Genomic DNA, 20,849 nt, shown 5'->3' with positions numbered 1-20,849 from the left:
GAGAACCTATCAAAATGCGGTTGGCTGTCCGAACATGGGGCAACTTCAGACAGAGAACCTATCATAACGCATTGCGCTGTCCGAACATGGAGTAACTTCGGACAGAGAACCTATCAAAATGCGGTTGGCTGTCCGAACATGGGGCAACTTCAGACAGAGAACCTATCATAACGCATTGCGCTGTCCGAACATGGGGCAACTTCGGACAGAGAACCTATCAAAATGCGGTTGGCTGTCCGAACATGAGGCAACTTCGGACAGGGAACCTATCATAACGCATTGCGCTGTCCGAACATGGAGTAACTTCGGACAGAGAACCTATCATAACGCATTGCGCTGTCCGAACATGGGGTAACTTCGGACAGAGTGTCCCTCTAAACTCGGTCGACTGTCCGAACTTGAATCCCGACGTTGAGAACGTCCTTATTTCCACCTGGAAGAACAGTTTTTTCTGCTGGGGAGTTGAAAACAGCCTTTTAAAAAGGCCGCACTCCGCAGCCTGTTTTTTCACTTAGAATATTCCTTTGAAATTTTGTCAATCCTGTTGGTCCAGACCCAGCCGGAGAAGTCACTGGCAATTCTTTCTACATCTTCCTTCGAGTCAAATCCCTCTGAAAAGCCGCCATCACCGGCAACGAGGACAACCCTTGTCTCGGCCGCTTCCATCCGGGGCATAAACTTTCCGGTCCAGCCCCATAGCCAAGGAGCGATTTTTTCAGGGATATGAAGCTGTGTGCGCTCGCATGCCCCGGGAACAACCCCAGTCCAGCCAACTGCTATATATGGCAAAAGGCAGCTTTTTAAAGTAGCTTTTGACATCCCCCTCATATCCGGGAGGTTTTCTTTGAGAGTCGCAATTGGCGCATCGCCTCCATAAACGGATAGCTGCCCAAGCCTTTCTTCACTTAGCCCCGAAAAGTACTCCGCAAGCATTATCCCCTCTTCTGGATCATTGCTTTTCATATGAATGAGAAATTCCTTATTCGGAAATCTGTTTAGAACCTCATCAAGGGATGGCATCATTCCAATTCCCTTGCCTCTGAATGGATAGGTCTTCCCGTTGTCCGCCGTATACCCATAGCCGATATCAAGCTTCTTTAACTCCGCCATCGTATGGTCCCTTGTGACACCCGTTCCATTCGTCCTGCAGTCAATTGTCCAATCGTGGAACACAGCAAATTGCCCATCTTTCGTCGGGTGGATATCAAGCTCGACAAGATCGGCACCCGCATCAAAAGCCGCTTCCATGGAAGGGATTGTATTTTCCAGATAACCATGCTCTGGAGGGTAAATCCGTTCCGCCGTACATGTGTCATTTGTTATTCCCTCCATATGAAAGGTCTGGGCAACTCCTCTGTGCGCCAGTAACTTCGGCTCTCCTTTAGACTTACTTCCCAGAAGAGATGAATTATTCACAAACATGAATACAATCAACCCGATTAAAAAAACTGCTATCCTTTTGCCAATTTTACGTATCTTCACCCTTTATCCCCCCCAGCAAAAGAGCATTGCCATCTTTACACGGCAATGCCCTTCAATCTTAAGCCTGTTTTTTGAAAAAATTCATGACCCAATGAATTTCATTTTTATCGGTCACCTGGGCATGAAGTGCTCCAAAGAATGTATCCTGCAACTCGACCGTCACTTTACCACCTTCACTTAAGGCGCTATACGCATTTCGCATTTCCTCTTCAGTATCGAATGTCAGGATAATACTGACCTTATTACCAGAAACCGGTTCCTGTTTAAATTTAAAGGCAAAGTGAATATATGAGCCAGTTCCGAAATGGAGTTCTGCATGAAGGAGTTTTCCGGCATGTTCATTCAGAACCTTTACCTCTCCACCGAGAATCCCCTGATAATATTCAATCGCCGCTTGGCAGTCATCTACTAGTACATACGGGCTTGCGCTTCTCATCTTTTCAGCCTCCTGATTACCTATTTTCCACAGCAGTATATCACAAGTTCTACTCCGGACAAAACACTTCCCTACGAATTCAAAACTTAAACAAGTTTTTTATAAGCTATTTTTCTTATTAGCCGATATACTAGTTTTTAGAGTTTCCAACTTGAAAGGGGCATCCTTCATGAAGTCACGGATGATTTCTGGCTTTATTATCTTTTTCATTGTCTATTCGGTTTTTGTCTATTATATCGGCTGGAATGGCTGGATTTGGCTCGAATCTGCCGGCCTGCCGCTTCCGCCTGTCTTAATATACAGCTTGATTGTATTCATGCTTGCTTTTTCTTATCTTCTTGGCAGAACAAAATTTAGAATGCCTGTGTTCACAATTATCGGCTCCTATTGGTTCGGCTTTTTGCAATATGCGCTGCTTCTCTTGCCGCTTGCCGATCTCGGAGGTTTCATCTTAATTGAATCAGGAACGGATCCAGATAAGGTCATTTTCTGGACTGGCCTCCTTGTAATTTTGGCCTTCACGGCTATTTTTGCCTATGGCACCTTTAACGCATACAGCCCGGTCGTCAGGCATTACTCCATTACAATTCCGAAACAGGCAGGAAGCAGGAAAAGCTTAAAAATTGCGATGGCATCCGACATGCATTTCGGCCACCTATCCGGACTTGCCCATCTCCGGCGTCTTGTCCAAAAAACAAATGAACTGCAGCCGGACATCATCCTATTGCCTGGGGATATTATTGAGGACGACCCAGAGCCGTTTATCCGCAAAAAGATGGGGGATGTCATGAAGGGCCTGTCAGCTCCGTTCGGCGTTTACGGCGTCCTTGGCAACCATGAATACTATGGCGGGGCCATTCCGGAATTTGTCCGAGAGATGAATAGAATTGGCATCGATATTCTCCAAGATGAGGTTGTAGAAATTGATGATTCGTTCTTCCTGGCCGGCCGAAAAGACCGTACGGATAAATTGCGTGAAAGAATGAATGATCTTTTAGCTTTTGCCGATCCGTCGATGCCAATCATTATGATGGACCATCAGCCTGCCGAAGTAACAGCAGCCGCCCAGCACGGGGTAGACCTTCTCCTTTCCGGCCATACCCACCGCGGGCAAATGGCCCCGAACCATCTGATTACGAGAAAGCTCTTTGAAATCGACTGGGGGTATTTGCAAGAAGAAGCGACGCATGTCATCGTCTCGTCGGGTTATGGGTTCTGGGGGCCGCCGCTCAGACTAGGGAGCCGTTCTGAAATCGTCGAAATTGATGTCACTTTCGCCGATGTTGCCGAGCCTCATTATAACCAAAACGAAGGAGCCATCCTGTGAGGGGGGGCTCCTTCGTTTTGGAGATTCGGTCGGGACTAATTTTCTGCTTCGTTTCACAAAACAAGCTCTTTTAGTGACCGAAGGAACGGCTGGCAACTGCTCTTCGGGCACTGAGTACTCATTTAGCGACCGAACGACTGGATGGCAACTGTTCTTCGGGCACTAAGTCTTCGTTTAGCGACCGAAGCAACCGCTTGCCACGGCTCTCCGGGCGCTAAGTCTTCATTTAGCGACCGAAGCAACGGCTCACCACGGCTCTCCGGGCACTAAGTCTTCATTTAGCGACCGAAGGAACCGCTCAACACTGCTCTTCGGGCACTAAGTCTTCATTTAGCGACCGAAGGAACCGCTCAACACCGCTCTTCGGGCACTAAGTCTTCATTTAGCGACCGAAGGAACCGCTCAACACCGCTCTTCGGGAACTAAGTCTTTCTTATGCGACCGAAAGAACCGCTCAACACCGCTCTTCGGACAGCAATTCAATATCCGATCAACTTTTGCAAAAATTATGTTTTCATTTTCGGATCAAGCGCATCCCGAAGCCCGTCACCCATCAGGTTAAAACCAAGGACGGTGAGCATAATGGCCATTCCCGGGAAAAAGAGGGTCCATGGCGCCTGGGTCAAATAGTTCTTGGAATCAGCAAGCATCCGTCCCCACTCGGGAGTCGGAGCCTGCGCGCCAAGTCCCAGGAAGCCAAGTGCCGCCGCTTCAATGATCGCTGTCGCAATGGCAAGTGTCGCCTGGACGATGATAGGGGTGATACTGTTCGGCATAATATGCCTGAATAGGATTCGGCTGTCCTTCATCCCAACCGCACGTGCCGCCATGATATATTCCTCTTGCTTTACGCTTAACACCTTTGAACGAACGAGCCTGCCAAAGTTTGGGATGTTGATGATTGCGATTGCGATCAAAGCGTTTTGTAAAGAAGGACCCAGAATCGCGACAATCGCTATGGCTAAGAGGATGCTTGGAAATGCAAGCAGGATATCAAAAACCCTTGAAATCAGGCTATCGACCCAGCGGCCATAAAAACCCGCGACGATTCCCAAAAATGTCCCAATCAGCATCGACGCCATGACAGAAAAGAACCCAACCCACAAAGAGATGCGAGCCCCATACACGACCCGCGAGAAAATATCGCGGCCAAAGTCATCTGTTCCAAACCAATGTTCAGCTGATGGGGGCAGAAGCCTATCGGCCAAAACCTGTTCCCTGAAGCTGTAGGGTGCAATCAATGGTGCAATAGCAGCAACGATAATAAAGAAAATGACAATTCCGAGCCCGACAAGTGCAAGCTTATTTTTTTGAAAGGTTTGCCACGCTTCCTTCCAGGGGGAAACAGCTTCATCCTGGATTGCGGCAACAGGCAGTTCCCCTGTGTTTTTCACAAGTTCAGTCACTATTTCTCCTCCCGTCAGTTATATTTAATGCGCGGATCGACAAACGCATATAAAAGGTCTACAAGTAAATTGATCAAAACAAAAATAGCGGCAATAATTAAAATGCCCGACTGGATGACAGGATAATCCCTGAAACCAATCGCATCATACAGGTAGCGCCCGATTCCCGGCCAGCCAAAGATCGTTTCTGTCAAAATCGCACCACCCAGGAGAAGACCGGTCTGAAGGCCAATAATAGTTAGGACAGGAATGACGGCATTCTTAAGTGAGTGCTTGTACACGACCCAGAACATCGGCAGACCTTTGGCCCTCGCCGTACGGATGTAATCCGACTTCATGACTTCAAGCATCGACGAGCGGGTCATCCTGGCAATGATCGCCATCGGAATGGTCGCGAGTGCTAAACTTGGCAAAATCAAATGCCTGAAGGCCACTTGAAACTGATCGAATCGCCCTTGCAAAAGGGTATCGATTAAGTAAAAGTTCGTGATCGCCGTTATCGGATCGCGGACATTTTCTCGGCCCGTTGTCGGCAGCCAGCCGAGTTCAATTGAAAACATCCATTGGGCCATTAAGCCGAGCCAGAAGATTGGGATCGAAACGCCAACGAGCGCCAGGACCATTGCCACGTAGTCGAACCAGGAGTTTGAAAACCAGGCGGAAATAATCCCTGCATTCACTCCAATGACAACGGCAATAATCATGGCTACAAGTGTTAGTTCAGCAGTAGCTGCCAGGTACGGCCAAATCTCTTCATTAATCGGTCCCCTCGTTCTCAAGCTGTTCCCCAAATCTCCTTGAAACAGGCCTTTTAAATAGTCGAAATATTGTATGTACCAAGGCTGGTCCAACCCAAGTTCTCGCGTCAGTATTTCCAAAGCTTCTTTTGTAGCCCTTTGTCCCAAAATGACCTGGGCGGGATCGCCGGGAATCGCGTGGATGATGGCAAATACAATCAGTGTCATCCCAAACAGGACAGGGATAAGGGAAAGAACACGCCTCATTGTGTATGTAAACACTTTCCCGCACCTCCGCTTCAACAATTTTTTAGTGATTTCTGTTCTCTATGGCCAAAAGGGGAGGCCAGCCTCCCCTTTTGTGCTTTATTAACTATATAAAACGAACTTAATTTTCGTACATTGCCGTTGATCTGCGCTTCAGGCACTTCGCTTTCCGCGGGGCGTAAGTGGAGCCTCCTCGGCGCTTTGGCGCCTGTGGGGTCTCCACCTTGCCGCTTCATCCCGCCGGAGTCTTCGTGCCTTCCGCTCCAATCAACTAATGTTCTATTCTTTAATTCATTCTATATAGTGTGTTCATTTGCGTGCCACTATGGAAAGTCGCAGGTGCAGGCCGACTTTTTCTTAACCCTCGGCACCATAATCCTTATTTAAATTCGACATTCATGAGTGATTCGGATCCGGTTGGGTGCGGTACATACCCGGAGACTCCCTTTACTCCCGCCGATAGCGGCCTTGAGTGGACGAGTGGAATCCATGGTGCATCATCATGAATGATTTCCTGTGCTTTTTTGTAAAGCTCGCTGCGTTTCGCCTCGTCCGTTTCAGACTGGGCCTGGATTAAAACGTCATGGAGTTCATCATTGGCATAATACGTGTAGTTATTGCCGCCGATGCTATCTTTATCAAGCAACGTGTACAGGAAGTTGTCAGCATCTCCGTTATCTCCTGTCCAGCCGAGCATGAAGGCATCGAATTCTCCTTTTGCCGCTTTTTCCAGGTAGGTCGGCCAGTCAACCGTTTTGATTTCAGCGTCGACGCCGATTTTGCTGAAGCTTTCCTGGATGATCTCGGCAACCTTTTGGCCTTCAGGCATATACAGGCGCGCTACCGGCATTGCCCAAAGGTCCATCTTAAAGCCCTTTTCATAGCCAGCTTCCTTCAAGAGCGCTTTCGCTTTTTCCAGGTCGTATGGATAAGGCTCTATATCCTCGTTGTAACCTTTAATGGCAGTCGGCATCGGATTGACCGCTGGCTCTGCCATGCCGGCATAGAAAGCTTTAATAATTGATTCTTTATCAACCGCATGGTTTAAAGCCTGGCGGACAAGCTTGTTATCGAAAGGCTTTCGGTTCACTGTCATGCCAAGATAGCCAATGTTCATTGATGGCCTTTCAATTAGTTGAAGCTTGTCATCCGATGTCACCTGATCGACTTCCGCGTAATTCAGACCGTCCATTAAATCTATCTCGCCAGTTTTCAACGCGTTCAGGCGGGCTGTATTCTCAGGAATCACCCGGAAAATGACCTTATTCAGCTTTGGATAGCCTTTTTTCCAGTAGTCGGCATTTTTTTCTAAAGTGATTGTATCGTTTTCCTTCCATTCCACAAATTTGAATGCACCAGTCCCGACTGGATTTTTGCGGAAATCGTCCCCATACTTTTCAAGTGCTGCAGGACTCGCGATTCCAAAACAGGTCATCGCAAGGTTGACAAGGAATGTCGCCTGCGGCCTTGTCAAATTGAATTGGATTGTATGTTCGTCAACGACTTTTATTTCCTTGATGACATGGCCGGCATCCCCTTTATAGCCTCCGAACATCGTATAATACGGGAATTTTTCGGCATTGCCGCCAGCCCATCGCTCAAAATTATATTTTACTGCTTCGGCATTGAAGTCTGTTCCATCATGAAACTTCACGCCCTTTACAAGCTTGAATGTATACGTAAGCGAATCATCGGACAGTTTCCATTCTTCAGCAAGCTCTGGCTGGATGGAAGTGTCACTCTCCCCGAAGTTGACAAGCGTATCATAAATATTTTCAGTAACCTTGAATGTCTCCCCTTCAGTAGTCGTAATTGGGTCCAGCGTGACAGAGTCAGCGCCGCGCGCATAAACGAGCGTATCCTGCTTTGAGCCGTTATCCCCGGAATTTCCGCCCTTATTACCGGACGATTTCTTTGTTCCGTCTCCGCCATTGCAGCCTGCAAGCAACAAGCTCACCGCTAGCAGCGAGACCAACAGCATTTTTAACGTTTTATTCATCCTCTTATTCGCCCCCATTTTCTTTTTTGTTATTTATCACCTGCGCGGCATCCACATCGTTAACTAAATGGCATGCCACGTAATGACCATCAACCGTTCGGCCCTCTGGCCGGATTGTTGTGCATATATCCATGCAAAATGCACACCTCGTATGAAAAGCGCACCCGGCCGGAGGATTGGCAGGGCTTGGAAGCTCTCCCTCAATCATAATGATCTCTCGTTTTATATCCGGGTCCGATACCGGGACTGCCGACAGCAGTGCCTGCGTATACGGATGTTTCGGGTTCTCGTAAAGCTCTTCGCTGTCCGACAGCTCGATCAGCCGGCCGAGGTACATGACGCCAACTCTGTCGCTAATATGCCTGACAACGCCAAGATCATGGGCAATGAAAATATATGTAAGCCCGAACTCCTTTTGGATATCCTTCATTAAATTCAAAACCTGGGCCTGAATTGACACATCCAGCGCGGATACAGGTTCATCTGCGATGATAAGCTTCGGCTTGGTCATGAGTGCTTTCGCAATTCCAATCCGCTGCCTTTGCCCGCCGCTGAACTGGTGCGGATAGCGTCTTGCATGGAAGCTGCTCAGACCGACCACCTCAAGCATTTCCCGGACCTGCTTTTTCCGCTCCTCCTTCGTTCCAATTCCATGGACAATGAGGGGCTCTTCCAATATTTCTTCAATAGAGTGCCTTGGATTCAGAGAGGCATAGGGATCTTGGAAAACCATCTGGATGTCCCGCCGGATTTTCCTTAACTCTGTTTTTGACATTCTCGTAATCTCTTTATCTTCAAATCGAATGGATCCATCACTAGCTTCAATCAGCCTCATCAAAAGCCGGCCGGTGGTCGATTTTCCGCAGCCGCTTTCGCCAACAATCCCGAGCGTCTCCCCCTTTTTAACGAAAAAGGATACATCATCGACCGCTTTTACTTCTCCGACTTTTTTGCCAAACAGGCCGCCCGTAATTGGGAAGTATTTCTTCAGACCGTTTACCTCAAGAAGTAACTCTGGCATCTTCTTCCCTCCTCTCGCTCGTTTCATAGAGGAAGCAGCGCACATCGTGTCCTGATTGGTCCATTTTGTATAAATCCGGTGTTTCCTCAAGGCATCTGCCGAACACTTCCGAACATCTTGGCGCGAAACGGCAAGCGTTGGTGATTGTTTCTGGCCTTGGCACATTTCCAGGGATGCTGTACAGCCGTTCCTTTTTGCCCCGGAGGTCCGGCACAGATTTCAGAAGTCCTCGTGTATAAGGATGTTTCGGATTTTTTAAAATCGTTCTGACATCGCCTTTCTCGACAATCTGGCCGGAGTACATGACAATGACTCGTTCACAAATTTCCGCAACGACTCCAAGATCATGAGTAATTAAAATTACTGTTGTATCTGTTTTTTCATTTAAGTCTTTCATCAGTGCAAGAATCTGTGCCTGGATGGTGACATCGAGGGCAGTTGTCGGCTCATCGGCAATCAGGACCTTCGGATTGCAAGCCATTGCCATCGCAATCATGACTCGCTGGCGCATGCCTCCGGATAGCTGGTGGGGATATTCCTTTAAAATCCCTTCCGCCCTCGGTATTCCTACCAATTGGAGAAGCTGGATGCACCGGATCCTTGCCTCCTCTTTTGAGAGCTTTGTATGGAGCCTGACAGCTTCCGTAAGCTGATTGCCAATTGTAAAAAGGGGATTCAGTGACGTCATTGGCTCCTGGAAGATCATTGAAATTTGGTTCCCACGAATTTTCCGCCACTCTTTCTCTGACAGGCTTGTCATATTTCTTCCCTCAAAAATAATCTCACCCTGTTCAATTTTACCGGGTGGAGATGGGATTAATCCCATCACTGCCAGTGAAGTGACACTCTTGCCGCTTCCCGATTCGCCCACAATTCCTAAAATCTCGCCTTTTCTCAAGTCAAAACTGATTCCATCAACAGCCGGCAGGAACTTCTTTCCCGATTGGAATGAAACCTTCAAATCTTTTATCTTTAAAATATCATTGGTATTCAAAAAGCCCACCCCCCTTAACAAAACAAATACACGGAATTTTATGACTGTACTAAATAAACGGACTATTCGTACTTATCTAATTTTCTTATGCATGGATGATTTTGTCAAACTTGAACGAGATTTCCCAACCCCCCTACAGGTTATAATAAAAATTAGCGTTTAAAGTGTAATTGTTAAAGGGTATTCGGTTTATTTCAAAACTATTCTGGGGGGAAGTTATGATCAGAAAATTAGGGCACCTTGCTGGCGGTAAAAAAGGCCGTTTTGTAACGATTATTATTTGGTTCGCGATTCTCGTAATCTTGAATTTTGCATTTCCGCAAGCAAATTCCCGAAAAATGGAAACAGCCGGGGACCTCAACAAAAATACCCCTTCCCAGCAGGCAAAGGTACTTACTGAAAAGGAGTTTCCGTCTGATAAGGGCACTCCCGCACTTACCTTCCATCATAAAACGCCCTTGATGCCAATAAGCTGTTTGGGCAAGGAGATTTAAAGCTTCTGTTCGGGACGGTCGCAATCGTTCTTGTTCTTCACTTGCTTATATTCCGCTCCCCTATTCTGGCGCTTGTCCCATTGGTCGGGGTTGGCATCGCCTATAGTATCATCAGTCCGCTCCTTGGCTGGATTGGTGAGAATCGTTGATGTATTTTCTTTGCTCGCGCTTCTTTTGGCAAAATACGGTTCTATCTACCGATTTGGCGTGCCGTTCAGTTTATCATTTCCCGGCAGAAGACTTTTATTTCAATTTTGCTTAGTACGCAGCCAAAAAATAATTGGAGATAAATGCCGGTTGGCGGTAGCCAAAGTGTCCTCCTATGTTATATAATAATATTAGAACAAATGTTCTGTTAAAGGGGTGGAATCTTGATTAAAAGAGCGTATAAGTTCCGAATATTCCCAAACAAACAACAAGAAATCCTCATCGCAAAAACAATCGGTTGTTCTCGTTTCGTTTATAACCACTTCCTCAACAAATGGAACGACACATATAAGGAAACAGGAAAAGGTTTGTCTTATAATAAATGTTCTTCCAGGCTACCATCCCTGAAAAAAGAACTCCCCTGGTTAAAAGAAGTAGACAGCACAGCCATCCAAACTTCACTAAAACACCTTTCAGATTCGTTTGACCGATACTTCAAAAAACAAAGCAACGCCCCGCGCTATAAATCGAAGAAAAACAATGTCCAATCGTATACGAGCAAACAGACAAACGGAAATATAGCTATAGTCGGTAATAAGGTGAAACTGCCAAAACTCGGTCTCGTCCGGTTTGCTAAAAGCCGGGAAATCAAGGGGCGGATTTTGAATGCGACCATCAGACGCAGCCCTTCGGGCAAATACTTTGTTTCCATTCTAACCGAGGAAGAGATAGAACCGTTGGTCAAAACCGGCTCAATCGTTGGAATCGACCTGGGCATAAAGGATTTTGCCATCCTTTCTGATGAAACCACTTATAAGAATCCGAAATTCTTCCGGTCTTTAGAAGAAAAGTTAATCAAAGAACAGCGAATCCTGTCACGCAGGAAGGAACAGGCATTAAAGCAACATAAACCATTAGCAGAAGCCAGAAATTATCAAAAACAAAAACTGAAAGTAGCCAGACTCCACGAACGAATCGCCAATACAAGAAATGACTATCTGCACAAAACCTCTACCGAAATCATCAAAAACCACGATGTCATCGGAATCGAGGATCTGCAAGTCAGCAACCTTCTTAAGAATTCTAAGCTCGCAAAATCAATCAGCGAAGTGTCCTGGTCACAATTCCGAACGATGCTTGAGTATAAAGCCAAATGGTACGGCAAGAAAATCGTCGTGGTTTCAAAAACATTCGCCTCCAGCCAATTATGTTCAGAATGCGGCCACCCGAACAAAGAAGTTAAAAATCATCTCAATTTGCGTAAATGGGATTGTCCAATCTGTGGAACCCACCACGATCGGGATATTAACGCAGGTAAGAATCTTCGGAACGAAGCCATTCGTCTTCTAACTGTCGGAACGGCAGGGATAGCCTAATCAATTAGAAACCGATAGGTTTCTTTACTTAGGAATCCCTTTCCTCAACCAGCATTAGCTGGTAGGTGGGGGAAGTTCAACCTTTCGTCCCAAGAACCCAACGGATAAAACGAGAACGTGCCGAACGTAAAGGCAAGCCCTATTCACTTAAGCAATAAAAGGAGAGCTTTGGGTTGAGGCTTGGCGGGCTCATTGGCAAGCGTCCTTTGCAGATTTTGATAGCTACAGTGATTTTCCTCGGGGGATTCGCACTGTTTTCGACCCAAATTAACTATACGTACGATACGTTTTTCATCATTTCCAAAAAATATGCCGTCCCGGGAAGGCTTTGCCCTCATTTCTGATCATTGCAGCCCGGGTGACCTTGCTCCTGTTCACGTCATAGCCAAAACAGAAGGCAAGTAGGAAAACATCAAGCAATCACTTGAGAAACTCCCTTATGTTGCAAGTGTGACTGGCCCAGAGAAGGGACAATGCAATCCTCATTTCCGCCGCTATGAAGTCAAGCTTGCCATTAACCCTTATTCAAATATGCAAGCAGTCGCCAAACAAGAAGAAAGGCAAATGGGTATTTAATCTTTAAGGCAGCCGCTCAGGGCTGCCTTGTTTTTTTTTGCCAAAAACCACTCGTGAATACTCCAAACGAAAAAAACACAAACTAACTCCTGAACAACTAATAAAGGAGTGAAGCTTGTGAACAGAGGGTCTAAAGTATTGCTTTCAGCTTTGTTGCTCTTCGGGTTGGCTGGCTGCGGCACTAACAATAACGATAATGCCAAAAACAAAGTCATGACCAACCGGGCGAGAATAAACAATGTAGGCGACCAACAGCAGCTGAGGGTTTCTGATCGCGCAGCGAGGGCGGTTGAGCGTCTTAAGGAAGTCGACAGGGCGCACGTCATCATTTCCAACAACAATGCTTATGTTGCTGTGAGGATGAATGATAATAACGGCCGGAACGGGACTGGCATTTATAACAATGACAACCGAAACGGAAATCGCATGAATAACAATGTCAACCGGAACGGAAACAATGACTTTATGGATAATGGCAGGATTAATCAACACGGTAATGACGGCATCATCAATGGTAAAGGCGATGCTGGCAATAAAAACAATGGCCGGAACGGAAATGGCCTTGGAAACGGTAATGCGGGGACCTATGGTACTAATGGCGGGTATCGTGGTTTTGGGTATGGAACCGGAGAATCAGTGGGCTATGGGGCCGGAGATGGTATGAGCAGAGGATTTGGCAATAACAATGGCAACAACAATATCAATAACCGTGATGGCGGCATAGTAACTCGCTTTGACGACAATAACAACAGAACGAACGACACGAACAGGGATATTGTCAGAGACCCTAGCTATACAGGGGTATCCACAGCATTTGAACAAAAAATCGCCGACCAGGTGCGGAAGGCAGACAATAAAATCCACAGGGTATACATTTCATTTAACCCGGATTTTTATGACACAATGAACGGCTATGCAAACGATATTAATAATGGCAATAACCGGAATCGGGATGGGCTGTTCAATGACTTTACTGGAAGAATGAATAATGTTTTCGGAAGATAATTTTGTTGGAAAACCAACACATTTATTAGGAAGCCGTTTATCAAGATAGACAAATGGAAAAGAACGGGGCGGCTCGGTTGCCGCCCTTCCTTTTGCCTTGCCATCTAATTGGTCTTTTTTGCTAAAATCGCGATGGTACTAATGATGCAAAAGGTTCCGAGCCACTCTTCGAATCCAAATGGGACACCGAGCCAGATGACGGAAACAAAGGCGGCTGACAATGGCTCAACGGAGGCTAGCAGGCTTGTTTCTGAGGCGCTTATGTATTTAAGGCTCTCCAGGTAACAGTAAAAGGCGATCAGGGTGCCGAAGATGACGACAAATACGACTGCCATGAGTGACTGAAAGGATATGTGCCCCTGAAATAGCCATGGCGGATGGATGAAGCTGAAGCTTAATCCACCGACAACCATGCCCCAGCCAGTTACAGTGACGGCTCCCCATCTCGCAAGGAGGCTTCTTGGCTGAAGGGTGTAAAATGCCAGTGCCACGGCTGAAGCAATCCCCCAGAAAACGGCCAGACCGGAAATGGATAATGTGCCAATGTTTCCTTTCGTGACAAGGAGCAATGTCCCTAATAAGGCGAGGAGGATCGCAGTAAACTGCCAACTGGTCGGCAGTTTTTTTGAACGGATCGCCAAGTAAGTCGCTATCATGACCGGGGCCAAGTATTGAAGGACGGTTGCCGCGGCCGCATTTGAATGGTCGATCGCGGCAAAATATGTATACTGGACCGCAAGCATCCCTAGCAGGCTGAACAAGACAAGGCTTCCGGCATCATGTTTCGTTTTCCATATGTCCATTATTCTTTTCGGGTTCTTCATACCTGACAGGATGAGCAAGATCGCCCCGGCGAGCAGGAGCCTGATATCAACAAGCCAGGCGGGACTGAATCCTTGTCTTTGGAACAAATATTGGGCTACGGTTCCTGAAATTCCCCACAATGTTGCGCCAGTCAGGACGAGCGCGATTCCTTTCCCCCTTACAGAAGGCAATGCCAGCTGCTCCGTCTTCACGTCTTGCTTCCCCCTTGTTTCTTTTATGTTCATGTTCGCTTATGTTTTCAAAATTTTCAAGATATATTTTTAGAGATAAAGAAACCCATCCTTAAGCGGGTGGCTTTAGGATGGGCTTTGAGAAATTGCTTTAAATCAATTCTTGATTCCTGTATAAATGTGGATGGCATCCCGGAGAAATTCAACGGTGCCGGGCTGATTTTTGTCATAATACGCCGTAAACCTTTCATCATCGACATACATCTGGGCAAGACCGGCATGGGCCTCTTTGCTATAGCTTCCCCAGTAAAACATCAGCCACTTCTTATGGAGATCCGCAGTCTTTTGAGCAAGGTCTCCCGCCGGATTTCCTGTCGCATAGGCTTCTGCCAGTGTCTGTTGTATTTCTTCGGCAAGCTTTGTTGCTTCGTCATGCTGCTCCGGTGTCATGCCTTTCAGTTTCGCATATGATTGTTCTACTGCGTTTTCTCCATACTTCTCACGGATTTCTTTCCCGTACGTTTTCTCATTCTCGTCAATCATTTTTTGCTTAAAGCCCTCAAACTTTTCTTTGTCAGTCATTGTCATGCCTCCTTCGGCTGCCTGGATCGTTTTTTCCACATTGGAAATGAGCAGATCAAGCTGCCGCCGTTTTTCAAGGAGTTTCTCGCGGTGGTCCCGAAGTGCGGCCGCCCCATCGAAGGATGGGGAATTGACAATTTGCCTGATATCCTCCAAAGCAACGCCAAGCTCCCTGTAGAAAAGGATTTGCTGCAGCTGATTAACTTCCTGCTCTCCATATATCCGGTATCCCGATGAATTGATCCTGGCCGGCTTAAGGATGTCAATTTCATCGTAATACCTTAGCGTTCTTGGGCTGATCCCCGCCATCCTGGCAAGCTTTTGCACTGTGTACTCCATACGGCTTCCCTCCTCAACATCTACTCTACACATTAACGCAACGTCAAGGTCAAGGCAAAAGGTGAAATTTCATAAATCTATTTTCAAAAAACTTTGAAGCAGTGGAACCGCCCCCCTGCTTCATTTCTGATATAATAGAGAATATTTAGAAAAGCGAAATACTTTTAGGGGGTAATGAATTGACTAAGATGATTGAAAAGCGATTGGTGCGTGCTGAGGTGCCGGAGGATTTGACGTGGGATTTGTCGAGTCTTTATGGGAGCGACTCCGAATGGGAAAAGGATTTACGTAGTGTAAGTGAAGATTTGAAAGGTTTTGCTCGGTTTAAGGGGAAGTTGGGAAATAGCCCGTCTGTACTGTTGGATTGCCTTGAAGCCCAGGAAAGGCTTTCAATGAAATTGATAAAAATCACCTCCTATGCAAACCTTAAGCAATCTGCTGATGGAACCGATTCTGTAAATCAGGCTAACACAGCGAAAGCAGCACAGGTAAGGACGGTGGCAAATGCCGCGCTATCGTTCATTGATTCGGAAATTCTGTCTCTGCCTGAAGGCCGAATTGAAACGTACATAAAAGAAGAACCGCGGCTAAAGCCTTTTCAGAGAACATTGAACGAATTACTGAATACGAAAACGCACAGGCTTTCAGCCGAAACTGAACAAGCACTGGCTGCCCTTGGCGAAGTGCATCAAGCTCCGTATGCCATTTATAATTTAAGTAAACTGGCTGACATGGAATTTGAATCAATCACGGATGATAAGGGAAATGAACTGCCGGTTTCGTTTGCCTTATTTGAAAACAGATACGAGTTTTCTGCAGATACTGATGTCCGCAGGAAGGCGTATAGTTCTTTTGTAAAAACACTTAAACAATATACAAATACGATCGCAGGAACGTATTCTACCGAAGTGAAAAAGCAAGTGGCGCTTGCCCGGCTCCGCAACTACGAGTCCGTGACTGAGATGCTTCTCGAGCCGCAGCAAGTTTCGCTTGAGATGTACAACAACCAATTGGATATCATCTTTCATGAGCTGGCTCCACATATGCGCCGGTTTGCACAACTGAAAAAAACTGTATTGGGTTTGGACGAATTGCAGTTCTGTGACTTAAAGGCGCCACTGGACCCCGACTTTAATCCGGAAACCACTTATGAAGAAGCGAGCAGGCTGATTATGGAGTCGCTAAAAGTGATGGGCCCGGAATATAGTGAAATTATTAAGCGGGGTTTTGAAGAGAGATGGGTGGACTTGGCGGATAATGTTGGGAAATCAACCGGCGCGTTTTGTTCAAGCCCGTATGGAGCGCACCCGTACATTCTCATCACCTGGCAAAATAATATGCGCGCAGCCTTTACTCTGGCGCATGAATTCGGCCACGCGGGACATTTTTACCTTGCCAACAAAGAGCAGCGGATCATGAATACGAGGCCTTCTATGTATTTCGTTGAAGCGCCGTCTACAATGAATGAATTGCTGCTAGCTCAGTATCTTATGGAAAGAACCGAGGATAACCAAATGCGCCGTTGGGTGATTCTTCAATTACTTAGCACCTACTACCACAATTTTGTGACTCATTTGCTTGAAGGGGAATTCCAGCGCAGAGTGTATGCCTTTGCCGAAAATGGCGGGGCTTTGACCGCAAAGACTCTATCCGAAATGAAAGGCAATGTCCTATCTGAATTCTGGGGAGATAGTGTGGCGCTCGATGAAGGGGCAAGCCTTACATGGATGCGCCAGCCGCATTATTATATGGGCCTTTATCCTTATACTTATTCGGCCGGCTTGACTGCATCGACAGCCGTTGCAGAACTGGTGAAAGAAGAAGGACAGCCCGTTGTCGACCGCTGGCTGGAGGTTCTGCGGGCAGGCGGCACGTTGAAGCCACTTGAGCTGATGAAGCATGCCGGTGTCGATCTATCTTCACCTGAGCCAATCCGGACCGCAGTCTCCTTTGTCGGCTCCTTAATTGATGAGCTTGAAAAATCGTATGCTGAAGAAAATTAATACGGAATAAAGCTTTGAAGTGTCTCGTGGCAGGCAAAAAGGCGTATGGGCTATCCATACGCCTTTTTCTATGGTTCCAGACATTCCAGTTCGACACTGATGGTCGTGCCGATTCCCGCTTGGCTGTCAATTTTCATACTACCCTTATGTTCCTGGATAATTTTATTGCTGACGGTCAAACCGAGCCCTATTCCTTTATCCTTTGTCGTATAGAATGGTGTTCCCAGGAATTTGATCACATCCGGGTCAATCCCTGTCCCTTCATCAGTAAACGCGATGAGAACACTTCGGTTAGTGAGCCTCCGAATCTTTATAAATACATTTCCTCCATCTGGCATAGCCTCAATGGCATTTTTGATAAAGTTTACGAAAACCTGCTTAAGCTGGTTCGGACTGCAAAGTAATTCAATATCTTCCGCAGGATAATCCGTCTTTATTTGGACGTTATGCAGCATTGCTTGCGGCTGGAGGATATTGATTGTGCTCTCAACAATGGAAATTAATTGGACTTTACTGAACTGGATGGCCTGTGGTTTTGCAAGGGACATAAATTCATTGACGATCATGTCAATCCTGTCCAGTTCATTCCTAATGATATCAAGATATTGTTCCTGCTTATCCCTCGATGTGTCATTTTGCAGAAGCTTAGAAAATCCTTTAAGTGAAGTAAGCGGGTTCCTGATTTCATGTGCGACTCCAGCGGCAAGCTGGCCAATAATCGAAAGGCGGTCCAAATTACGGAGTGCTTTTTCATTATTGACCCGATCGGTATTGTTTCTAGCAACCGCCACAAATGTTTCGATTTCTTTTTTATCATTATAGGTGGGGGAAATATTGTATTCCAGATGTACAATTTTTCCTGAAGACAACTTCAATTCTTTTTCAAAAATGATTGGTTCCCCCGTTTTACGATACCGTTCCAAAAGCAATTCAAAGTTCCCGGCATCCTCAGAGCTAACGAAATCATAGAAGCTTTTGCCGACAATTTTTGAAATCGGTAAACCAAATAGCTTTTCGTGGGAAGGCGAAGCATAAATAAATGTCCGTTCCTTTGTATTTGCGAACACACTGATTAAATCGCTTGTGTTTTCAGTGATTAGCCTGTATAGTTCCTGGGTCCGCTCCAATTCTCTTTCCAGAACCTTCGCGTCTGTTATATCCCGGACTATGACAATAACAGCAATAATTTCTTCCTTCGCATTCCGAAAAGGAGAGTAGGAGACGGCAATATCTATCAATCGGCCATCTTTACGGAAGCTCCGGGATTTAATATTTGTAAACATCCTTCCTTTTTTCACTTCTTCAATCGTTCTCATTACTCGTTCTGAGTTGAGGTATTCATGTACATTCCGGCCAATCAGTTCGTGTTCCTCAAACCCGAAAATCTTGCAGTACATGGGATTGACTTTGACAAAGCGGTTGTCCATGTCCACAATAGCAAACCCGTCGGGGTTGCAATTTAAAAACAAATCAATTAATTGATCCGCATCAAAATCAGCGGAATGATGGTTATCGCCAAACAACTGGGTGCTATCGGACATAAGATACCTCCTATAATTCATATCGGCAAAAAAGCGTGATGCTTCTTCCTAGGTCTAATTTCCAGATTTTAAGGGTTAAATATTTTTCTGTAATAATCCGTTTCTAATATTTTTGCAGAGTAATAAAATTTTTCCTGAATCATCATCGAAATTCGATCAAGATAGGATTGATTTACTTCCTCTGCTCCCGTACTTGTAAATTCCCCTGTGACCGAATTGTATTTTCCCTTTTCCGTAATAAAGCTTTTATTTAAAAATACAACAAGCGGAGGGGAATTGGAAAAAATATCGTTTCCCATAAGCAGCCGGGAATCGTATTCAAGCCCAAGCAAGTTTGACAGAGTCGGAATGATATCGAGGCTTGAAGCCGGCTTGTCAATTACTTCAGGCTCCATCCCTTTCGCATACAGTATGAAAGGGCTCTTATAAAGTTCGAAGTTTTTCTCAACTTTGTGCCCGGCAAGTTCATCAATTGTCCTTTCTTCCAGTCCGTATGGATAATGGTCCGCACTGAGAGCAATCAAGGTCCGGTCCGCTTTCCCTTCAGCTTCCAATTCCTTCAACAGTTTTTCAAGCGCCCTGTCCAGCTCAACCTGAGTAGCGATATAGGCTTTTGCCTGATTCGATAAAGGAAGCCCTTCGACAGCCTTTTTGTTTTTCCAGGCAATATAATTTCCGCCAAAAGAATATTGCATATGTCCGCTGACTGTCATGTAATAAGCATGAAAAGGTTCGCTGCCAATGTATTCGGGAACCGTTTTTTCAACCATCTCTATGTCTGACTCCGGCCACGTCTTTTTAACTGTGAGCCCTTTGCCAAGCCCCTTATAGTCATAACCCATATTAGGATGGGATAAATCCCGCCTATAATAGGAAAACGTATGATTATGGTAGGCCTTTGTGTTATATCCAATCTTTTTTAGTTGATTCCCCATCACAAAGGGCAAATAGTTGGCTGCTGACTCCTGAAAGCTCCAGACCCCGCTCTTTGGCAAAAGGCCTGTACAGGCCACATATTCACCGTCTGACGTACTAACTCCCCAAACCGGATTATAAAAATTTTTGAAATGATATCCTTCATGAATAAGCTTATATAAGGTCGGCGTGATTTCCTTATGAACCGCATAGGGAGAAAAGCTTTCAGCCGTAATAAAAATAAGATTATACCCTTTAAATTTTCCGGTATGTTCATTTTTTTCAGTAGGCGGGACCTGACTGAAATACGTATGCATTTTTTTTATTTCCTGATTCTTTTCATTGCTGATTCGTCCTTTAAAGTCAATATTCATCACATTGTATTCGATAGGCGCTTCCTGTTCATCCGGGAAGCCTGGCAGTAAATTTGACCCCCATCCCAGGTTATTTTTTACAGGAATATCGATTGTTGGCGCCCATCCAGTTACAAGCCTTTGCAGGTCAACTCTCATCGTCGTAAGCAGGCCGAGCCGTTCAACCGAAAGGAGCGGAATGCTGCTCCTGTAATAAAGGTCATAGGCTGAATTCACTTTCTTCCCGCTTGCAAAAACAGTGCCGACTCCTGCGAGCTGGGTGATGATAAAACAGCCAAGAATGGACAACCTGCTGAAGTTATCATGCTTTTGGAAGTGAATGAATCTCCCACCAAAGAAGATCAAGACTAGTAACGGTAATAGCATGGCTGCAATCCAAAGGAACTGTTCGAACAAATGCGAGGTAATATCCTTCCAAAACTCCAATATCTGACCGCCATTTCCGGCAGAGTAGACACTGTAATACGTTTTGAAAAAACGGAAATAAGCAAATTGAGAAAGATAAAGAAAAGTAATAAGACCCAGCATCACTGACGAGAAATGCTTGGCCGCCCTGCCAGAGGTGAAACTGATAAGGAAATAGAGAAACAGCGAAATGGCAAGGATAAAGATGATCGATAAAATAAAATCCCGGCTCTGAAAAACCTCCACTGTACCAAGCCTGAATATCAAATCGATGAACAACATTGAAAAAAATACATACAAAAGCAAACTGTCCCGCTTTACAATCTCTGCCATGGTGGACTCCAATCCTTTCTCCTGGCCATTTACTTATTTTTATTTCTAAATTTAGTATACTCGTCTACACTGACGTCATATCACTTATTTTCGTT

18 protein-coding genes are annotated in these 20,849 nt (G+C 45.8%); 7 read left to right on the top strand and 11 right to left on the bottom strand.

Annotated features, from left to right (window positions below; all coding sequences use genetic code 11):
- Positions 1 to 507: 507 nt before the first annotated feature.
- Entirely contained in the window at positions 508 to 1,422 is a 915-nt protein-coding gene (locus D1B31_RS08440; RefSeq protein WP_118920343.1) for a glycerophosphodiester phosphodiesterase family protein, read from the bottom strand.
- Between the two features lie 118 nt (positions 1,423 to 1,540).
- The gene (locus D1B31_RS08435; protein ID WP_118920312.1) at positions 1,541 to 1,918 is read right to left on the bottom strand and encodes a VOC family protein; all 378 of its coding nucleotides are present in this window, start codon (positions 1,916 to 1,918) and stop codon (positions 1,541 to 1,543) included.
- A 169-nt stretch (positions 1,919 to 2,087) separates the two neighbouring features.
- On the opposite strand from D1B31_RS08435, the gene D1B31_RS08430 reads away from it, so the two are divergent.
- Entirely contained in the window at positions 2,088 to 3,245 is a 1,158-nt protein-coding gene (locus tag D1B31_RS08430; protein ID WP_118920311.1) for a metallophosphoesterase, read from the top strand.
- A gap of 506 nt (positions 3,246 to 3,751) precedes the next feature.
- On the opposite strand, the gene nikC is transcribed toward D1B31_RS08430, so the two are convergent.
- From nikC to D1B31_RS08405, 5 genes are all read right to left on the bottom strand, one after another.
- The gene (nikC, locus tag D1B31_RS08425; protein ID WP_118920310.1) at positions 3,752 to 4,651 is read right to left on the bottom strand and encodes a nickel transporter permease; all 900 of its coding nucleotides are present in this window, start codon (positions 4,649 to 4,651) and stop codon (positions 3,752 to 3,754) included.
- Positions 4,652 to 4,665: 14 nt separating this feature from the next.
- Complete coding sequence (locus D1B31_RS08420; protein WP_118920309.1) at positions 4,666 to 5,670, bottom strand: ABC transporter permease; 1,005 nt, start codon at positions 5,668 to 5,670, stop codon at positions 4,666 to 4,668.
- Positions 5,671 to 6,034: 364 nt separating this feature from the next.
- Entirely contained in the window at positions 6,035 to 7,654 is a 1,620-nt protein-coding gene (locus D1B31_RS08415) for an ABC transporter substrate-binding protein (protein WP_118920308.1), read from the bottom strand.
- A gap of 4 nt (positions 7,655 to 7,658) precedes the next feature.
- Positions 7,659 to 8,675, bottom strand: coding sequence for an ABC transporter ATP-binding protein (locus D1B31_RS08410; RefSeq protein ID WP_118920307.1), 1,017 nt, complete (start codon positions 8,673 to 8,675; stop codon positions 7,659 to 7,661).
- On the bottom strand, positions 8,656 to 9,669 hold the full coding sequence (locus D1B31_RS08405; RefSeq protein WP_118920306.1) for an ABC transporter ATP-binding protein: 1,014 nt from the start codon (positions 9,667 to 9,669) through the stop codon (positions 8,656 to 8,658). Before D1B31_RS08405 ends, D1B31_RS08410 begins: the two co-directional genes overlap by 20 nt.
- Before the next feature lie 218 nt (positions 9,670 to 9,887).
- Between D1B31_RS08405 and D1B31_RS08400 the strand changes: the two genes are divergently transcribed.
- From D1B31_RS08400 to D1B31_RS08385, 5 genes are all read left to right on the top strand, one after another.
- Entirely contained in the window at positions 9,888 to 10,163 is a 276-nt protein-coding gene (locus tag D1B31_RS08400; protein WP_118920305.1) for a hypothetical protein, read from the top strand.
- A complete protein-coding gene (locus D1B31_RS08395) occupies positions 10,142 to 10,312 on the top strand; it encodes an MMPL family transporter (protein WP_118920304.1) in 171 nt (56 codons plus the stop codon). Before D1B31_RS08400 ends, D1B31_RS08395 begins: the two co-directional genes overlap by 22 nt.
- Positions 10,313 to 10,534: 222 nt before the next feature.
- The gene (gene tnpB, locus D1B31_RS08390) at positions 10,535 to 11,686 is read left to right on the top strand and encodes an IS200/IS605 family element RNA-guided endonuclease TnpB (RefSeq protein ID WP_420846080.1); all 1,152 of its coding nucleotides are present in this window, start codon (positions 10,535 to 10,537) and stop codon (positions 11,684 to 11,686) included.
- 173 nt (positions 11,687 to 11,859) lie between these two features.
- Positions 11,860 to 12,030, top strand: a complete 171-nt coding sequence (locus tag D1B31_RS24190; protein WP_158587497.1) for a hypothetical protein — start codon at positions 11,860 to 11,862, stop codon at positions 12,028 to 12,030.
- A 349-nt stretch (positions 12,031 to 12,379) separates the two neighbouring features.
- Positions 12,380 to 13,267 (top strand): YhcN/YlaJ family sporulation lipoprotein, encoded by an 888-nt coding sequence (locus D1B31_RS08385; RefSeq protein ID WP_118920302.1) that lies wholly within the window; start codon positions 12,380 to 12,382, stop codon positions 13,265 to 13,267.
- Between the two features lie 104 nt (positions 13,268 to 13,371).
- Here D1B31_RS08385 and D1B31_RS08380 read toward each other — a convergent pair whose 3' ends face one another.
- Both D1B31_RS08380 and D1B31_RS08375 read right to left on the bottom strand, forming a co-directional pair.
- On the bottom strand, positions 13,372 to 14,283 hold the full coding sequence (locus D1B31_RS08380; RefSeq protein WP_240035212.1) for a DMT family transporter: 912 nt from the start codon (positions 14,281 to 14,283) through the stop codon (positions 13,372 to 13,374).
- 135 nt (positions 14,284 to 14,418) lie between these two features.
- A complete protein-coding gene (locus D1B31_RS08375; RefSeq protein WP_118920300.1) occupies positions 14,419 to 15,183 on the bottom strand; it encodes a MerR family transcriptional regulator in 765 nt (254 codons plus the stop codon).
- 179 nt (positions 15,184 to 15,362) lie between these two features.
- Here D1B31_RS08375 and pepF point away from each other — a divergent pair, with 179 nt between their 5' ends.
- Positions 15,363 to 17,186 carry an oligoendopeptidase F gene (pepF, locus tag D1B31_RS08370; protein WP_118920299.1) on the top strand — a complete coding sequence of 608 codons (1,824 nt, stop codon included), beginning with the start codon at positions 15,363 to 15,365 and terminating at the stop codon, positions 17,184 to 17,186.
- 68 nt (positions 17,187 to 17,254) lie between these two features.
- Here the strand turns inward: pepF and D1B31_RS08365 are convergent, their stop codons facing one another.
- Together D1B31_RS08365 and D1B31_RS08360 are read right to left on the bottom strand one after the other, a co-directional pair.
- Complete coding sequence (locus D1B31_RS08365) at positions 17,255 to 18,727, bottom strand: PAS domain-containing sensor histidine kinase (protein WP_118920298.1); 1,473 nt, start codon at positions 18,725 to 18,727, stop codon at positions 17,255 to 17,257.
- 68 nt (positions 18,728 to 18,795) lie between these two features.
- Positions 18,796 to 20,754, bottom strand: coding sequence for an LTA synthase family protein (locus D1B31_RS08360; RefSeq protein ID WP_118920297.1), 1,959 nt, complete (start codon positions 20,752 to 20,754; stop codon positions 18,796 to 18,798).
- Positions 20,755 to 20,849: the final 95 nt, after the last annotated feature.

The organism is Neobacillus notoginsengisoli, from assembly GCF_003515685.1.
In the GTDB taxonomy this organism is placed as follows: Bacteria; Bacillota; Bacilli; order Bacillales; family Cytobacillaceae; genus Bacillus_D; species Bacillus_D notoginsengisoli.
Note: the sequence above shows the minus strand (reverse complement) of the source record. Positions and strands in the feature narration are given on the sequence as shown.